The sequence below is a fragment of the Pseudomonas maioricensis genome (assembly GCF_022790535.1).
Classification (GTDB): Bacteria; Pseudomonadota; Gammaproteobacteria; order Pseudomonadales; family Pseudomonadaceae; genus Aquipseudomonas; species Aquipseudomonas maioricensis.
The window spans coordinates 113,361-130,697 of record NZ_LOHG01000009.1 but is presented as its reverse complement, the minus strand read 5'-3'; the positions used below and the strand labels follow the sequence as shown (position 1 = coordinate 130,697).

At 56.7% G+C, this 17,337-nt stretch carries 17 protein-coding genes; 6 read left to right on the top strand and 11 right to left on the bottom strand.

The window, feature by feature from the left end; translation table 11 throughout:
• The first annotated feature begins 103 nt into the window (after positions 1-103).
• Both relB and AUC61_RS15685 read left to right on the top strand, forming a co-directional pair.
• The gene (gene relB, locus AUC61_RS15690; protein ID WP_122805763.1) at positions 104-331 is read left to right on the top strand and encodes a type II toxin-antitoxin system RelB family antitoxin; all 228 of its coding nucleotides are present in this window, start codon (positions 104-106) and stop codon (positions 329-331) included.
• Positions 315-581 carry a type II toxin-antitoxin system RelE family toxin gene (locus AUC61_RS15685; protein ID WP_231673760.1) on the top strand — a complete coding sequence of 89 codons (267 nt, stop codon included), beginning with the start codon at positions 315-317 and terminating at the stop codon, positions 579-581. Before relB ends, AUC61_RS15685 begins: the two co-directional genes overlap by 17 nt.
• 228 nt (positions 582-809) lie before the next feature.
• On the opposite strand, the gene AUC61_RS15680 is transcribed toward AUC61_RS15685, so the two are convergent.
• The 4 genes from AUC61_RS15680 to AUC61_RS15665 are packed head-to-tail and all read right to left on the bottom strand — an operon-like array spanning position 810 to position 4,262.
• Positions 810-1,976, bottom strand: coding sequence for an osmoprotectant ABC transporter ATP-binding protein OsmV (locus AUC61_RS15680; RefSeq protein WP_243247166.1), 1,167 nt, complete (start codon positions 1,974-1,976; stop codon positions 810-812).
• The gene (locus tag AUC61_RS15675) at positions 1,973-2,626 is read right to left on the bottom strand and encodes an ABC transporter permease (RefSeq protein WP_087266619.1); all 654 of its coding nucleotides are present in this window, start codon (positions 2,624-2,626) and stop codon (positions 1,973-1,975) included. The genes AUC61_RS15680 and AUC61_RS15675 overlap by 4 nt, the downstream gene beginning before the upstream one ends.
• A 13-nt stretch (positions 2,627-2,639) precedes the next feature.
• On the bottom strand, positions 2,640-3,533 hold the full coding sequence (locus AUC61_RS15670; protein ID WP_122666788.1) for a glycine betaine ABC transporter substrate-binding protein: 894 nt from the start codon (positions 3,531-3,533) through the stop codon (positions 2,640-2,642).
• A gap of 15 nt (positions 3,534-3,548) precedes the next feature.
• Positions 3,549-4,262: an ABC transporter permease gene (locus tag AUC61_RS15665; protein WP_095098671.1), complete on the bottom strand. Its 714-nt coding sequence runs from the start codon at positions 4,260-4,262 to the stop codon at positions 3,549-3,551.
• Positions 4,263-4,608: 346 nt separating this feature from the next.
• On the opposite strand from AUC61_RS15665, the gene AUC61_RS15660 reads away from it, so the two are divergent.
• Complete coding sequence (locus AUC61_RS15660; protein ID WP_243247165.1) at positions 4,609-6,192, top strand: peptide chain release factor 3; 1,584 nt, start codon at positions 4,609-4,611, stop codon at positions 6,190-6,192.
• Positions 6,193-6,336: 144 nt separating this feature from the next.
• Here the strand turns inward: AUC61_RS15660 and ggt are convergent, their stop codons facing one another.
• The 4 genes from ggt to AUC61_RS15640 form a co-directional block, all read right to left on the bottom strand.
• Complete coding sequence (gene ggt / locus AUC61_RS15655; RefSeq protein ID WP_243247164.1) at positions 6,337-8,004, bottom strand: gamma-glutamyltransferase; 1,668 nt, start codon at positions 8,002-8,004, stop codon at positions 6,337-6,339.
• Between the two features lie 199 nt (positions 8,005-8,203).
• The gene (locus AUC61_RS15650; RefSeq protein ID WP_243247163.1) at positions 8,204-9,100 is read right to left on the bottom strand and encodes a LysR family transcriptional regulator; all 897 of its coding nucleotides are present in this window, start codon (positions 9,098-9,100) and stop codon (positions 8,204-8,206) included.
• Between the two features lie 188 nt (positions 9,101-9,288).
• A complete protein-coding gene (mdaB, locus tag AUC61_RS15645) occupies positions 9,289-9,873 on the bottom strand; it encodes an NADPH:quinone oxidoreductase MdaB (protein WP_243247162.1) in 585 nt (194 codons plus the stop codon).
• Positions 9,874-10,014: 141 nt separating this feature from the next.
• Positions 10,015-10,776, bottom strand: coding sequence for a sulfite exporter TauE/SafE family protein (locus AUC61_RS15640; protein ID WP_243247161.1), 762 nt, complete (start codon positions 10,774-10,776; stop codon positions 10,015-10,017).
• 238 nt (positions 10,777-11,014) lie between these two features.
• Between AUC61_RS15640 and AUC61_RS15635 the strand changes: the two genes are divergently transcribed.
• Both AUC61_RS15635 and AUC61_RS15630 read left to right on the top strand, forming a co-directional pair.
• The gene (locus AUC61_RS15635) at positions 11,015-11,917 is read left to right on the top strand and encodes a LysR family transcriptional regulator (protein WP_243247160.1); all 903 of its coding nucleotides are present in this window, start codon (positions 11,015-11,017) and stop codon (positions 11,915-11,917) included.
• Positions 11,918-12,029: 112 nt separating this feature from the next.
• Entirely contained in the window at positions 12,030-12,971 is a 942-nt protein-coding gene (locus AUC61_RS15630; protein WP_243247159.1) for an NAD-dependent epimerase/dehydratase family protein, read from the top strand.
• 73 nt (positions 12,972-13,044) lie between these two features.
• Here the strand turns inward: AUC61_RS15630 and AUC61_RS15625 are convergent, their stop codons facing one another.
• The 3 genes from AUC61_RS15625 to AUC61_RS15615 all read right to left on the bottom strand — a co-directional run bounded on the left by AUC61_RS15625 (position 13,045) and on the right by AUC61_RS15615 (position 16,217).
• Complete coding sequence (locus AUC61_RS15625) at positions 13,045-14,298, bottom strand: OprD family porin (protein WP_243247158.1); 1,254 nt, start codon at positions 14,296-14,298, stop codon at positions 13,045-13,047.
• A 219-nt stretch (positions 14,299-14,517) separates the two neighbouring features.
• Complete coding sequence (locus AUC61_RS15620; protein ID WP_243247157.1) at positions 14,518-15,444, bottom strand: 2-hydroxyacid dehydrogenase; 927 nt, start codon at positions 15,442-15,444, stop codon at positions 14,518-14,520.
• On the bottom strand, positions 15,441-16,217 hold the full coding sequence (locus tag AUC61_RS15615) for a class II aldolase/adducin family protein (RefSeq protein ID WP_279291049.1): 777 nt from the start codon (positions 16,215-16,217) through the stop codon (positions 15,441-15,443). The genes AUC61_RS15620 and AUC61_RS15615 overlap by 4 nt, the downstream gene beginning before the upstream one ends.
• A gap of 121 nt (positions 16,218-16,338) precedes the next feature.
• Between AUC61_RS15615 and AUC61_RS15610 the strand changes: the two genes are divergently transcribed.
• Positions 16,339-17,310, top strand: coding sequence for a LysR family transcriptional regulator (locus AUC61_RS15610; RefSeq protein WP_243247156.1), 972 nt, complete (start codon positions 16,339-16,341; stop codon positions 17,308-17,310).
• The last annotated feature ends 27 nt before the right edge of the window (positions 17,311-17,337 follow it).

The window sequence follows — 17,337 nt, the reverse complement described above, 5'->3', positions numbered from 1 at the left end:
GCCTTGAGAATCAGCTACCGATAATCGGAGGTACACACTAGGTTTGGAGCGTCCTCAGGAGCGTGTGATACATTGAATACATGCATTCACAGGAGACTTAAATATGGCTACTTCCATTCGCTTAGCACCCGAAATTGAGCAACGCCTTGATTTTTTGGCTAGCAGCACCGGCCGAACCAAAGCTTTTTATCTTCGCGAAATAATCGACAACGGCCTGACTGAGCTCGAGGACTATTATCTGGCGGCCGAGGTCCTCGAGCGCTTGCGCAAGGGGCAGGAAGCCGTTCACTCAGCTGCCGATGTAAGGAAAGACCTTGGTTTGGACGATTGAATATACGGATACCGTAAAAACGCAATTACGCAAACTGGATCGGCAAATAGCCAAACGCATCCTGGACTATATGGATGAACGGATCGTCAGTCGTGATGATCCTCGTAGCACCGGCAAAGCTTTGGTTGGGCCATTGGGAGGTTTGTGGCGCTATCGCGTTGGAGATTATCGGGTGATATGCGAGATACAAGATGGCGCCTTGCGAGTTCTCGTCGTACAGCTTGGAAACCGTAAAGACGTCTACCGATAGGCTATAAAGGCGGGGGAACGGGTGACATGTGGAGCAACCGGGATCCATGCGGAGACGCCCCCCCACAAGGACCGCGCAATCCCTTAGGACTGGCTTTAACCGGGAGGACGCTGTTCCTGGTGAAGGCGATCCAGCGAATGTACCGACCTTCTCGCGGCCAAAGCCTCTCCTACGGATGCACTACGAGGATGAGCAAACCCCGCGCCATTGCAGCGCGGGGCTTTTACATCAGGCCTGAGCGTCAGCCGCAATCTCAGCCGGTGAAACAATGCTCGTCTTGCCACCACGTGAACGGCCCGAGCTCAGGTATTCAGCGATCGATTCCTGAGTTACTTCACCCAGGAACACGTTTTCGGCATCCAGCACCGGCAGCCATGAGCGGTTGAACTCGTACATGCGCGACAGCAGGATGCGCAAGTGTTCGTCGTAGGCTGCGGTGGCGTTGAACGGACGCAGGAACTGCAGGCAGTCGCCGGTCTGGCGATGCAGGTCGCGACGACGCACATAGCCCATGGCCTTGTTCTCGGCATCGGTGACGACGATGTAGCGACGGTCGTTTTCGTCCATCACTTCCAGTGCATCGGCAACTGGGGTTTCCGGGCTGACCGATGGGGCGTTGTCCGCAGCGTCTTCGGCTTTGACCAACAGCAGACGCTTGAGGGTGCTGTCCTGGCCGACGAAGCTCGACACGAACTCGTCTGCCGGGTGCGCCAGCAAGGTATCCGGGTGGTCGATCTGCAGCAGTTTGCCTGCGCGGAAGATAGCGATCTTGTCGCCCAGCTTGATGGCTTCGTCGATGTCGTGGCTGACCATGATCACGGTCTTGTTCAGCGCGCGCTGCATTTCGAAGAATTCGTTCTGGATCATCTCGCGGTTGATCGGGTCGACCGCACCGAAAGGTTCGTCCATCAACAGCAAGGGCGCGTCAGCCGCCAGGGCGCGGATCACACCGATACGCTGCTGTTGACCTCCGGACAGCTCACGCGGGTAGCGATGCAGGTACTGCTTGGGTTCCAGCTTGATCATGCTCATCAGTTCACGAGCACGGTCGTGGCAACGCTTGGCGTCCCAGCCCAAGAGTTTTGGGACCACTACGATGTTTTCTTCGATGGTCATGTTCGGGAACAGACCGATCTGCTGAATCACGTAACCGATGTTGCGACGCAGGGTCACTTCGTCCAGATCAGTGGTGTCTTCACCGTTGATCAGCACCTTGCCGGAGGTCGGCATGATCAGGCGGTTGATCATTTTCAGGGTGGTGGACTTGCCGCAACCCGAGGGGCCGAGGAAGACGCAGATCTCACCTTCGTTCACGGTGAGGCTGACCGAATCAACAGCCTTCACTTCTTTGCCGTTGCTTTGGAAAGTCTTGGATAGGTTCTGGAGTTCGATCATTTCAGTAATCCTTTTGGAGTCAGCGCACGTTGCAGCCATTGCAGGAGAAGGTCAGCGATGATGGCCAGAATGCTGACCAGTACCGCGCCGACGATCAGCATCGACATATCGCTGCGGCTGATTGAAGCAAGAATAAGTACACCCAGACCGCCAGCACCGATGGTGGCGGCAATGGTCATGACGCCGATGTTCATCACCACGGCAGTACGCACGCCAGCGAGGATCACCGGTACGGCGATAGGCAGTTCAACCATGCGCAGGCGCTGGCCGAAGGTCATGCCAATGCCTTTGGCGGCTTCGCGGATACCCGGTTCCACACCTGTGAGTGCCAGATACGTGTTGCGCATAATCGGCAGCAGGGAGTACAGAAACACGGCGGTAATAGCGGGCATCGGGCCAAGGCCCTGGCCGAACTTGGAGTAGAACGGGAGCAGCAGGCCGAACAGGGCAATCGATGGCACGGTCAGCAGAACGGTGGCGCTGGCTTGCAGTGGGCCAGCGAGCGCCGGGAAGCGGGTCATCAACACACCCAGTGGAACACCGACAACGATGGCCAGTGTCACAGCAATGCCGACCAGCGTGATGTGCTGCCAGGTCAGTTGAATGACCTGTGCCCAATCCAGGTGGGAGAAGGCGCTAAAAATACTCATATCGTCTCCTTCCTTAGTTAAGTGGGTGCTGACGCAGGAAATCTGCGGCAACCGTGGACGGGCTTTCATGACCAACGTCGATACGAGCGTTGAGGTCAATCATGGTCTGGTTGTCCAGCAAATCAGCCAGCGGCTTGAGCAACGTGGCAATTTCCGGATGCTTGTCCAGATACTCCTGACGGATCACCGGGGCGGCGGTGTAGTCCGGGAAGTAATGCTTGTCGTCTTCCAGCACTTTGAGTTTGAAGGCGTTCAAGCGGCCGTCGGTGGTGTAGACGAGCCCGGCAAATACCTGGCCGTTACGCAGCGCGGTGTAGACCAGGCCTGCGTCCATCTGCCGAGTGTTTTCACGACCGAGATTCATGTCGTAATGCTTGACCATGCCGATCAGACCGTCGGAACGGTTGGCGAACTCGGTGTCCAGCGCTACGACATGACCCTCTTTGGCTTCGTCTTTGAGGACTTTGGTCAGGTCGGTCATGGTGTTGACCTGCGGGTATTTGTCCGCCACTTTCTGCGGCAACGCCAAGGCGTAGGTGTTATTGAATTTCGACGGCGAAAGCCAGACCAGGCCTTTCTTGGCGTCGACTTCTTTCACCCGTGCGTAGGTTTGTTCGCTGTCGAGCTTTTCATCGATGTGGTTGTAAGCCACCAGCGAAACGCCGGTGTATTCCCACAGCAGATCCAGCTGACCGCTTTCCTGTGCGCTACGGGCCAGGTTGCTGCCCAGACCGCCAGTGATTTGCACGTCGTAGTTTTTGGTACGCAGGTATTGCGCGGTGAGTTCAGCCAGCATGGTCTGCTCGGTAAACACACGAGCGCCAATGCGCAGCAGCGGTTTGTCCGCCGCTTGGGCAAATGCCGGGAACAGCATGGCAAAGCCTAGAAACAAGCATAATTTTTTCATCGGTAATCCTTTCGCTCAGCGAGTCAGGCCGCGTTCCAGCCAAGTACGACTGGCGAGTGTCACCAGACCATCGAGCAGCAATGCCAGCAGAGCGGTACACGCTGCGCCCAGCACCAGTTGCGGCTGATTGTTCAAGGCGATGCCCGGGAAGATCAGGCTGCCGAGGCTGTTGGCGCCGATCAGGAAGGCCAGCGGTGCAGTACCCACGTTGATGGCCAGCGCGACACGCACACCACCGACGATGATCGGCACGGCGTTGGGCAACTCCACCCGCCACAAAACCTGACGCGGCGTCATGCCGATGCCGACAGCCGCTTCTTTGAGTGAACCCTGAACGTTTTTGAGGCCTTCATAGGTGTTGCGCACGATGGGCAACAGCGAGGCGAGGAACAGCGCGAAGATCGCAGGTCCACTACCGATCCCGAGAATCCCGAGGGCAATGGCCAGAACGGCGAGAGGGGGAACGGTGTTGCCAATGTTGAAGATCTGCATGAAGCGTTCGGCGCGGCCAACCATGCTTGGTCGGCTAAGGGCAATGCCCGCCGGGATCCCGACCACAAGGGCCGCCAACATTGAAACCAGAACCAGAATCAGGTGAGCTTGCAGATAGAAAAGCAGGTCATCCTGATATTGCTTGATAGTACTGATGCCGATCCAGTGGATCAGCAGGGCCAGGAGTGCGATTACAACCGCACCTCCAATCAGCCCCTTGCCATAGCGATTAGCCACAGGCGGACTCCTTATTTCAGTCGGCGAACGCGTTGCCGTTGACCGCCCCTTGCAGGTGATCAGGAATAACGTTCGCGAAGAGCAGCGGGTGGGTCGCCATTGAGGTTGCCCTCGGCGAAAACACAAGCCATTAGCGCAGCTTCGTCAAGCCAACAATGCTGATGAATCAGCCCCTGACGTTGGCCGTTTTACTGGCCTTGACGGGGGAATGGACGTCTCCACGACCTGAAAGGTTCCCATGAAAGATGCTAATTGGCCACCGCGCATCTACTCAACGGTACGGTTATTGCCTCGACTTAGGCTATAATCTGCGCCCTTTTTTGACTCACCTGCCAGGCGATTTCCCATGACCCAACAGGCCGCCGAAGTCGCGAAACGCCGCACTTTCGCCATTATTTCCCACCCGGATGCGGGTAAAACCACCATCACAGAAAAACTGCTGTTGATGGGCAAGGCCATTTCCGTCGCCGGCACGGTGAAATCTCGTAAATCAGATCGTCACGCGACGTCCGACTGGATGGAAATGGAGAAGCAACGCGGCATCTCCATTACCACGTCGGTCATGCAGTTCCCGTATCGCGATCACATGATCAACCTGCTCGACACCCCGGGCCACGAAGACTTCTCCGAAGATACCTATCGCACCCTGACCGCCGTCGACTCGGCGCTGATGGTGCTCGATGGTGGTAAAGGGGTTGAGCCACGGACCATCGCCCTGATGGACGTGTGCCGTCTGCGTGACACGCCGATCGTCAGCTTCATAAACAAACTCGACCGCGATATTCGCGACCCGATCGAGTTGCTGGACGAGATCGAAGCAGTCCTGAAAATCAAGGCTGCGCCAGTGACCTGGCCGATTGGTTGCTACCGCGACTTCAAGGGTGTTTACCACCTGGCTGACGACTACATCATTGTCTACACCGCAGGCCATGGCCACGAGCGCACTGAAACCAAGATCATCCAGAAGCTGGATTCGGACGAAGCCCGCGCTCATCTGGGTGACGAGTACGACCGTTTCGTCGAGCAATTGGAACTGGTGCAAGGCGCCTGCCACGAGTTCAATCAGGAAGAGTTCATCAACGGTCAACTGACCCCGGTGTTCTTCGGTACGGCTCTGGGCAACTTCGGTGTTGACCACGTACTGGATGCGGTCGTGAACTGGGCGCCGAAGCCTTTGGCCCGTGTTGCCAATGAGCGCACCGTTGAACCGGTTGAAGAGAAATTCACCGGCTTCGTGTTCAAGATCCAGGCGAACATGGACCCGAAACACCGCGACCGTATCGCCTTCATGCGTATCTGTTCGGGCCGCTACGACAAGGGCATGAAAATGCGCCATGTCAGGTTGGGCAAAGACGTGCGTATCGGCGACGCGCTGACGTTCTTCTCTTCCGAGCGTGAAATGCTTGAAGAAGCCTACGCGGGCGACATCATCGGTTTGCACAACCACGGCACGATTCAGATCGGCGATACCTTCACCGAAGGCGAAAGCCTGGGCTTCACCGGCATCCCGCACTTCGCCCCGGAACTGTTCCGTCGCGTGCGCCTGAAGGATCCGCTCAAGTCCAAGCAATTGCGTCAGGGTTTGCAGCAACTGGCCGAAGAAGGCGCCACGCAGGTGTTCTTCCCGCTGCGCAGCAACGACATCATTCTCGGCGCCGTGGGTGTGCTGCAGTTCGATGTGGTAGCAAGCCGACTGAAGGAAGAATACAAAGTCGAATGCGCTTACGAGCCGATCACTGTGTATTCAGCTCGCTGGATCGAGTGCACGGACAAGAAGAAGCTCGAAGAGTTTGAAGTCAAAGCCGTGGAAAACCTTGCACTGGACGGCGGCGGTCACCTGACCTACCTCGCGCCAACACGGGTTAACCTGGCCTTGATGGAAGAGCGCTGGGCAGACGTGAAATTCCGCGCTACGCGTGAGCATCATTAATTAGCCACAAAAGCTGACCACTTGTGGGAGCAGAGCTTGCTCGCGATAAGGCTGGACGCGATTCACTTTAGGTCGCGTTCAGCCTTATCGCGAGCAAGCTCTGCTCCCACAGATAAATTTCATTTCAATTCAGCAATGAGTTAATCACCGCACCACCATCCCCACTCCCCTGCCCCTCGGATCCGAGGCTGTTTCCAGCTTCGTGCCGTCCACTTTGATCGCCTGCACGTTACCCATCTCCCAACCCTGATCTTCGAGCGTGTAGCCCATGGCTTTCAGCTCGTCGGCAACTTTGCCGGTCAGCGGTGCGTGGGAATCGTAGTAAATGGTGTCCTTGGGCAATAACTGGTGATGCACGCGCTGCGCCCCTACGGCTTCCTTCAGCGGGAGCTTGTAGTCGTAAATATTGTTCAGCACCTGAAAGATCGAAGTGAAAATCCGCGAGCCACCGGGTGTACCCAGTACCAGCGTTACCTGGCCGTCACGTGTCACCAGGCTTGGGCTCATCGATGAAAGCATGCGCTTGCCCGGCTCGATGGCATTGGCGCTACCGCCGACCACACCAAACGCGTTAGCCACGCCCGGCTTGGAACTGAAATCGTCCATCTCGTCGTTGAGCAGGAAGCCCGCGCCTTTCACTACCACGCCACTGCCGTAATCCCAGTTCAGCGTGTAAGTGTTGCTGACCGCGTTGCCCTGTTTGTCGACGATGGAAAAGTGCGTGGTCTGGTGCGGTTCCAGCCCCGGTTTGACCTTTTCGGTCGGGGAAATTGCGGTCGGGTTGATCTCATTTGCGCGCTTGACCAGATAACTCGGGTCGATCAACTCTGCAACAGGTGCCTTGGTGAAGTTCGGGTCGCCCAGGTAATCAGCGCGATCGGCAAATACACGTTTTTCGATCTCCGCCAGCAGATGAATGTACTTGGCGGAATTCAGCGCCACGCCCTTGAAATCGTCAGCCCGCTGCTCTTTGATGCCGATCAGTTGCGCCAACGCCACACCGCCAGAGCTGGGCAGCGGCGCTGTGTACAACGTGTTGCCCTGCCAGTTGACGTGTAGCGGCTTGCGCCAAAGCGCTTTGTAATCAGCAAGATCCTGTTTGGTCACCAGCCCCTTGTCATGCTCCATCTGCTTGACCAATAGATCAGCGGTTTCGCCTTTGTAGAATTCATCGGCACCTTTGTTGGCGATGCGTTCCAGGGTCTTGGCCAACTCAGGTTGGCGCAAGGTTTCACCCACCTTCATGCTGCCGAAATAGTCATTGAAGTTGGTCGTACCTTTAAAAAGCTCCAAGGCTTCCTGGCGGTACATGTACTGTTTTTCAGCCACCTTGAAGCCGTTCTGAGCATAGCCAATCGCAGGAGTCAGCAGTTCAGCCCACTTCAGCTTGCCGAATTTCTGATGCGCTTCCCAAAGCCCCATGACCGTGCCCGGCACGCCCACTGCGCGAGCGCCAACGAGGCTCATGCTTTCAATGACCTCGCCCTTTTCGTTGAGGTACATGTTGCGGCTGGCAGCTTTAGGTGCAGTCTCGCGGTAATCGAGGAAATACGGTTTGCCATCCATGAACAAGGTCATGAAACCACCGCCACCAATGTTGCCCGCCTCTGGGTAGGTCACGGCGAGCGTGAACGCCGTAGCGACGGCGGCATCCACCGCGTTGCCGCCTTTGCGCAGCACATCCGCCGCGACCTTGGCGCCATACTCATCAGGCGACGCCACCGCACCGCCTTCCAGCGTGACGGCGAATACTGAAGAGGAACTGATGATTGCCACTGACAAAGCCAGTGTCTTGAACATAACCACTCGCATGAGGCTTCCTTAATGTGAAGGTCAGACGAGATTGATTAATGACCAGTGAGGCCGTAAACGCAAATTTTAGACCTGTAGGAGCTGCCGAAGGCTGCGATGGTGGTGTGTCAGAATGAATGCTTCGCAGCCTTCGGCAGCTCCTACAGAGAATGCACTCACAGTCTTGTTGAACCGTCGCGGTCTAGTCGCAAGTGGCCAACTAAACCACATACCCCGCCATTTTCTCCTGAATGAAATCCAGGAAGCATTGAATCCTCAGCGCCAGCTGTGAGTTGCGGTAGTACACCGCATGAATCGGTTGGCGATGGCCGCTGTTGGCGGCGGGCAGGATAATTTTCAGGCGGCCCAGGCGGATGTCTTCGTGGGTCATGAAGTGCGACAGACAAACGATCCCCTCACCCGCTAGCGCCAGGTGGCGCAGGGTCTCGCCGCTGGACGCGGAAATAGTTGGCTGGATCAGTAAGCGATCACCTTCGGCATGGCGTAACGGCCAGTGATTGAGGGTTTCGGTGTGGGTAAAGCCCAGCAGTGTATGACTGGCCAGAGCTGCCACCGTTTTCGGCTGACCATGACGCTCAAGATAAGCCGGGCTGGCCAGAATATTCAGCGGGCTGCTGCCCAGAAAACGGGCATGCAAGGTCGAATCAGCAAGGTTGCCGATCCGGATGGCGACGTCGGTACTTTGCTCCAGCAGATCAATGATCAGATCGTTAGTGTTGAGCTCCAGCTGGATCTCCGGACAACGCTGGCGAAACTCGGCCACGTAAGGCACGACCGAATGGAACATGAATGGCGATGCCGCGTTGATCCGCAAACGCCCGGCCGGCGTCTGGTGACGCAGTGACAGGCGTTCTTCGAGGTCTTCCATTTGCGCCAGGATCTGCCGGGCCTGTTCGAGAAAGTACTTGCCCTCCTCGGTCAGGTCCATGCGCCGCGTGGTGCGGTTGATCAGGGTGGTTTCCAGCTTGGCCTCAAGGCGCGACAGCGTGCGGCTGATGGCCGATGGCGTCTGCCCGATCTGCTCGGCAGCGGCAGAAATTGAACCGCTTTCGATGACTGAAACAAATACCTGTAATTCGTCAGACCGGGCTTTCATCCTTGTACTCCGCTCGAAAATACGCGGGATATTAGCGCTAATTTGAGCAAGAGTTGAAAACCAATACTGAGGGCCGAACCTGTGGCAGCGAATTCATTCGCGAAGACCTCAGTACATCCAATACATATCTATCGTCTGTACCGCCGCTTTCGTTCCCACGGGGTTAGGCGCCCCTGTCAAACCTGCGGTTACACCCCAAACACTTTCGCCAGATGCGCTTCGTAACGCTTCACGTCGTTCTCGATGTTCGGCATTTTCATGACATCCACGGCAAGGAAAGTCGGCAAGCCGGTCATGTCGAGGAACTCGTTGGCTTTGTGGAACGGGAAGTACACTGCATCCACACCTTTGCCTTCGAAGAAATCAGTCGGGTCTTCAAACGCTTGCTGTGGCGCGTTCCAGGTTGCAGAAATCATGTACTGCTTGCCCTTGAGCAAGCCGCCGCTGCCGTATTTCTGCGACGCATCGGATCGGGTACGGCCATCGTTGGCGTAAAGCGAACCATGCCCCTCAGTGAAGACTTCGTCGATGTACTTCTTGACGGTCCACGGCGCGCCCATCCACCAGCCTGGCATTTGATAAATGATGACGTCTGCCCACAGGTACTTCTGCACTTCATCCGCGATGTTGTAACCGCCATCAATGAAGGTTTCTTTGACGTCGAACCCGGAGCGATCCAGATAAGCCACCGCCGCTTCGTGCAGGGTGGCGTTGTACCGACCATCGGAGTGAGCGAATTGTTTGCCGCCGTTCAACAACAGAATCTTTTTCATGCGTTACCCCATCAAGTAAAAGGGAGGGTCATTAAATTTGATGGGCGAAAGATACAGGCTGAGGCTTGTCGGAATAAGGCCGACGAGATCAAATAACTTTTGACCCACAAGCACGAATAAGCCCTTCATTATTGAACGCTACTAGCTGAGCATGAGATGCAAACCCAATATTCCCATGCCGATAAAGAACACGCGCTTGAACGTCTGCGCGCTGATCCGCTGACGCAGCCACTGCCCAAACCACATGCCCAGCAGCGCAGGGATCAGCGCCAGAACAGAAGCCCCCAACTCGCCGCCACCGAGCGCGCCATTCCAGAACAGGCCACCTGCCAACGCCAGCGTCGAGACTGTGAACGACAGCCCCAACGCCTGCACTAACGCGTTGCGCTCCAAACCCAATGCTTGCAGGTAAGGCACGGCCGGGATCACAAACACCCCGGTGGCCGAGGTGATCACGCCGGTGACAAAACCGCACACAGGGCCAAGCCAGACTTCATGACGTGGCGCAACGCGCAGCGTCGGTAAAAAGAGCCCGCTCAAGGCGTAAAGCAACAAGGCCGCGCCTAACGCCCGAGTCATCAACGGGCCGCTGCTGATGCCGATGACCATGGACCCCAAAACTGTCCCTGAAGTAATCATCAGCAACATGGGCCAAAGCCGCTTGAGCAAAGGGATCAGATGACCGCCAGTCATCAGTTGCCAGACATTGGTCACAGTCGAAGGAATAATCAGTAATGCGGCTGCCTGCGCCGGAAGCATAGCCATCCCGAGCAAGCCCATGGCCACAGTCGGCAAGCCAAGGCCGATTACACCCTTCACGGTTCCGGCCAGCAGAAAAGTCCCTATCACCAGTATTGACAAGGTCCAGCCGAGAGTTTGGTAGTGCTCGATAATGTCGTTCATGGCGTTATATTGGCAGCACAGACCGTATTGGAAAATTCGCCATATACTGAGCCAGCCTCAGGCAGAAGCAGAGGCTGTATTTACTGGTCGCTGTCTGAATACCTGTAGGAGCTGCCGAAGGCTGCGATGGCTTCGTGTCAGGGTCAACGCTTCGCAGCCTTCGGCAGCTCCTACAGAAATATGTATTTCAATGCGGTGGTTTGCATTGTTTTGAGATGAGCCACACCAGAAAACCCACATGCACTTCGATCTGATTGACCTACGCCTGTTTTTGAATGTGCTGGAAAGCGGCAATATCACCGCCGGAGCAGCGCGCAGTCATTTGTCATTGGCGTCAGCGAGTGCGCGCATTCGAGGGCTGGAAACCTCGCTGAACATTCCGCTGCTAGAACGCGGTCGGCGCGGCGTTACGCCCACGCCTGCGGGCAAGGCGCTGGCGCAGCACGCGCGGCTGATACTGCAACAGGTAGAGCGCATGCAGTTTGATCTCGCGGACTATGCCAAGGGATTCAAGGGACAAGTGCGCCTGCTGTGCAACAGCTCAACCCTCAGCGAGCATCTGCCAGAGCTGTTGGCGGATTTCCTGGTCAGCCATCCGAACATCGACATCGATGTCGAAGAACAACCGAGCCTGCGCATCCTTCATGCGTTGCGCAATGGCACGGCCGACATCGGGATTATCTCCGACGCCGTCGACGCCAGTGACCTGCAGACCCGACCGTTTCGAGCGGACCCATTGAGCCTGATCATGCCGCTGAATCATTCATTGGCGCTTGAAGAGCACCTGCATTTCAGCCAGGCGCTGGATTACGAATTCGTCGGCCTGTCGGCCAACAGTGCGCTGGCGCTGCACCTGGAAGCGCAAGCGTTGCATGTCGGTAAGCGGCTGCGCATCAGGGTGCGCGCTGAAGGCTTTGACGCAGCGATCCGAATGGCCAGCCACGGCGCAGGATTGAGCATCGTGCCGCAAGCAGCAGTGCAACGCTGGCAAGGGCAGCATCACTTCAAAAGTGTGCCGTTGAGCGACGCATGGGCCGACCGGCAATTACTCCTGTGCGCGCTGGATTTCGATGCGTTGCCGGGGTATGCGGCGGCATTGCTGGAAGCGTTGAGCATGAAAGGCCTGAGCGCCGGAAATTGAAATACGCCACCGCTACACATTTGGCAACGGGTCTGTGCCGCCAACAATCAGCAATACCCGATCTTGCGACTATTCTGCTTCCAGCTATTGCACATGACATGTCAGGAAGACCATGAAAATTCTCGTCACCGGCGCAACAGGTTTTATCGGTAAAGCACTACTGCACAGGCTTGCCACGGACTCTGAATACCAAGTGATAGGTTCGACACGGCACGAAAACCGGGAGCCTTCTGGGGCTTCCCTGATTCAAGTAGGTACAGCCAATGCGGCGACCGACTGGTCCGCTGCTCTGCAAGACGTAGATACCGTCATTCATGTTGCTGCCCATCTCGCCACACCCGGCACTTCGCTTAAAGAACTCAGAAGTACCAATGTCGACGGCACACTGGCCCTGGCACGGCAGGCATTATCGGCAGGCACCCGACGTTTCATTTTCATCAGTTCAGTCGGTGTCAACGGCTCGACAACCCACCACGCCCCGTTCAGCGAAATATCCCTGCCCGCCCCGACGGATGACTACGCACAGTCAAAACTTGAAGCTGAGCAAGCGTTGCAAAAGCTGTTACAAGGGACAGCCATGGAGTGGGTGATCATCCGCCCGCCACTGGTGTACGCAGGACACGCACCGCGGAATTTCTCACGATTGATGCAATGGGTTCATTCGGGTGTCCCCATGCCGTTTGCCGCCATCCATAACCGGCGCAGCATGATTGCCCTGGAGAATCTGGTGGATTTCATTGCGCTGTGCATCAAGCACCCGGCGGCGGCCAATGAGCTTTTTCTGATATCCGACGGCGCTGACATGTCCACCGCTGAACTGGTGACGCACCTGGCGAACGGTATGGGCTCGACCGCTCGGCTAGTGCCTGTGCCCAAGTCGTTATTGCGCCATGGAGCCAGGTTGCTGGGTAAAGGTGCAATGTATTCAACGCTGTGTGCGTCACTCGCGGTTGATTCGGACAAAGCGCGTCGGGTGCTCGGCTGGACGCCGCCCTTGGCAACCATTGATGCGCTGATCCAGAGCGGTCGTGACTACCGCAGGTTGAACCCTTGAAACGCGCCAATAAAAAACCCGCTCCAGAGGATGAATCCGGAGCGGGCTACATCTCGATGGGGATCGAAACGGGTTACAGGATGCTGATCGGGTACTCAATGATCAGACGCGTGTCATCGACTTTACCGGCGCCATCAGAAGACGGGCTACGATAGCTGGCGGCACGCACACGCAAACTCAGATCCTTGGCAGGACCGGACTGGAAGACGTACTTGACTTCAACGTCACGCTCCCAGGCCTTGGCATCATCACTGGTGGCGGTTTTGAAGTCGGTGCCTTTCACATACCGCGTCATGAAGCTCAGACCCGGCACGCCATAGGTCGCCATGTTCAGGTCGTAACGAGCCTGCCAGGACTTCTCGTCTTCATGGTTGAAGTCGGAATACTGAACCGAGTTACCGAGGAAGATGGTGCTATTACCGTCGATACCGTAGTCGTAGCCTTTGGTGCCGTTAACCACCTGACGACCCACCTGGAAGGTGTGCGCGCCAATGCTGTACGACGCCGTCAGGCTCCAGATGGTGTTGTCGTATTTGCCCAACTCTTCTTTGCCAATGCTCTTGGTGTCGTAAGCGTTGAGGTCAAACTTCACAGCATCTTGCGGCGTCAGCGCTAACGCATAGGTCAGGCTGCCGTAGTATTTACGCCAGATATCTTCGACGTTGGAGTAGTACGCGCTGGTCGACAGGTTCTTGTTGAACTTGTACGCACCGCCACCAAAGTTGATGACATCCAGGCCCGCATTATCGTGGGAACTCTGGTTGCGGTTTCTCAGCGCCGTGAAGTGACCGCCCTGCAGCGTGAGGCTATCGATCTCGTTACTGGTGACCAAAAGACCTTGGGCAGTTTCTGGCAACAGACGGCTGTCAGAGGTGGCGAACACCGGGTTGTTGACAACCTGATCACCAAACTTGAGCACGGTTTTGGAAATGCGCATTTTTACTGCTGCGCCCGCATAGCCGTAGTCGTCCTTGACGCCCTGGCCATCTTTGGTGGGTTGCAGCAAACCGGTGCCGCCGCCGAAACGACCACCGCCGGTGTCCAGCTTCATGCCGTACAGGCCAATGGCATCAAGACCGAAACCTACGGTGCCTTGGGTGAAGCCGGATTCGAAGTTACCGATGAAGCCCTGAGCCCACTCTTCGCCGTAAGCTTTGGTCGCGTTAGTCGCGCGGTTATCACGGTTCATGTACATGTTGCGCGCCTTGACATTCAACTTGGCGCCTTCCAGAAAACCCTTTGCGTCTGCCTGAGAATCAGCAAAAACCGGCTGCACAGATCCCGCTGCCACTGCCAGGGCAATGACACTCAATTTACTGACATTCATTACTGCTGCTCCGTTGGTTATCGCATCCGCTATCCTTCGTTGGGCGAGCGGATATTTATTGGCAGATTCAGAAGGGAATGTTTCTTTCGCCAATACATTCGCGATGGCTTTCTTATTATCAAGAAGCTCATTGGATAAGCAGCTTGTAGACACTCACAGCCAGCCCCGGCTTCTTCTCCCCAAGAAGCCCCCTCTAGGTCTGACTTGTTACTACTCTCCCTAGTAGCCCTGTTCCGGGTTCACCTGATTCGCCAAGGGTAGCTCCGCATCAAGGCGTTTCAGGTTCCCCAGAATCTGCTCAGCGATCACTTCGTAGGAAGCGGATGAAGCAATGTGCGGCGTCACGCATATTTGCGGATGGCGCCAGAATGGATCTTCCTTGGGTAACGGTTCCTGCTCGAATACATCCAGCAAAGCGCCACGCAACTGACCGCTGTCCAGCGCTGCCAGCAAGTCATCGCAACGCAGATGTTCGCCACGACCACAGTTAATAACCACCGAGCCCTTCGTCATGAGTGCGAAGGTCTCGCGATTCAGAATGCCGACTGTCTCTGTGGTAAGAGGCAATAAACAGACCAGGATGTCCAAACCGCTCAAAAATTCATTGAATTCAGCTAATTGGAAGGTTTTTACACCTTCTACCTGCTGCGGACGGCGTGCCCAGCCACGCGTATCGAAACCCAGCCCCGCCAGTTGCACCGCAACGGCGCGGCCCAGCTCGCCAAGCCCCATAACGCCCACTCGGGTTTGCTTGGCGGGTTGCTGCCCAGGCCGGTTCCACACCACACGGGCCTGATTTTTCAGCATCTGATCAAAGCCACGGTGGTAGTGCAAAACACCCCACAACACGTACTCGATCATGCCCAGCCGATGGTCTGGATCGATGATGCGGCAGACAGGAACGTGTGCTGGCCGACTCGGGTCCTTGAAGATCTGATCAGCACCGGCAGCGATGGAATGAATCAGACGTAAGTGAGGGAACATTCCCAGATCGCCCGCTGACGGGTTCCAGCAGAGTGCAACTTCAGCCTCCTGCGCACCCGCTTCGCCCGGCCGCAAAATCGTCAGCGACGAATCCAGCGCCAGGAGATTTTCACGAACACGACCCAGGCCGCCGCCTGATCCAAGCAACACCAGAGGCTTCATGAGCAATACTCGTGACGCTGGCTGGCGATCAATTCCAGCGCAGCCTCCCAGGCCAGCTCAGTGATGCCATCGCTGTCATCGGCCTCGAACTGCTGCGCAGTGTGCTCGCAGACCTGCGGGTCGGGCTGTATCAATTCGGTGCCGCCAGCCAATGCCTGAACCTGCGCCTGGCAGGCACGCTCCAGAAAGTAAATATTGGAGAAGGCTTCAGCCGCTGAACCACCTGCCACCAACAAACCATGATTACGCAAAATCATCGCATTGGTACTGCCCAGATCGGCCACCAGACGCTCACGCTCGGCGACATGAAGGGCGATGCCTTCGTAGGTGTGATAGCTCAGGCGGTTGTAAAACTTCAAGGCATGCTGACTCAACGGCAACAGCCCCGCCAGTTGCGCAGAGACTGCAATGCCCGCTGCGGTGTGGGTATGAATCACACAGTGCGCATCGGGGCGTGCCGCATGGATCGCCGAATGAATGACGAAGCCTGCACGGTTGACGCGATGCTCGGGATAGAACTCGTCGACGACGTTACCCTCGCTGTCGATCTTCACCAGCGTGCTGGCGCTCATGCGCTCGAACAAGGTGCCATAGCGGTTGATCAGAAAGTGCCCGCTGTCGCCCGGTAGCCGCAAGGAAATATGCGTATCGATCAGGTCGGTCATGCGGTAGTACGCCAGCAAACGATAGAGCGCAGCGAGCTCGCAACGGGCGGCGCGCTCGGTCTCGGGCATGTGCAGCGGTAGCCGATTGTGGCTGGCAGAAGCGGACATCGTGGGTTCCATCAAAAAGGTCATGGCGCAATTTGTGCAGCCTTTTTAAGAGCAAAGGGCAACGCAGTTCAATTCGCCATTACTTATATTCATTATTTTTTTCACCAATAAAGGCTGTGCAGTGACTCAATCAACTAGCCCGGTAGCCATCCCCCGCCCCTCTTCGCGACCATTGGGCGAGCGACTGGACTGGAATCTGTTGCGTACATTTCAGGTCGTGGCACAGGAGCTGAGTATCAGCCGCGCCGCAGTGCGTCTGCACCTGTCCCAGCCTGCGGTAAGCCAGGCGATCAAACGCCTGGAAGAGCAACTCGGTGCGGCGCTGATCGAGCGCCGTGGGCCACGCTTTCTGCTCACCCAGTCAGGTATCGAAACACTGCGTGTGGCGGCCGAAGTGCAAGGCCACTTCACGCAACTGGATGCGGCCCTTGAACGCAGCAGCGATCAGGTGGTGGGCAAAGTTCGCCTGCTCACGGTGAGCGGCATTCGCTGCCCGGCCTACGACAGATTTCTTTTGGAGCTGCATCGCGACTATCCCGGCATCACCCTGGAAATCGACGTGCAATCAAGCGATGCGATTCTCAGTTCTCTCGCTCAGAAAACCGCCAGTGTCGGCCTCGCGGTCAATCGTACCGCCCCTGCCTGGCTCGGCCAGCAGTGCCTGACTCAAGAGCACTACGCGTTTTATTGCAGCGACGCGCACCCTTTATATGGACGTGAGGACCTGAGCCTCGCAGACCTGCGCAACGAGCCGTTAATTATTTTCACCGGGGATCTGCTGGGCGGCACGTTGTCATCGCTTGCCGAGTTTCGCGACCTGCATCAGTTGACCGGGCAAATCGTCGCCTCGTCAGCCAATACCCAGGAGGTGTTACGTCTGGTGCTGGCGGGTTTCGGCATCGCCTGCCTGCCGCAGCACATCTGCCAGAAAGAATTGAGTGCCGGGCATCTGTGGCGCCTGCCGCCTGAAGAAGGCGTTGGCTCCGTGGACATCAGCCTGCTGTGGAATCAGGAACAACGCCTGACAAAAGCCGAATCGGTTTTCCTGCAACGCCTGCGCGAAGCGTCGAGGAACAGCCAATCCAACCCATAATGTTCAGTTCAGGTGCACGATAAACGG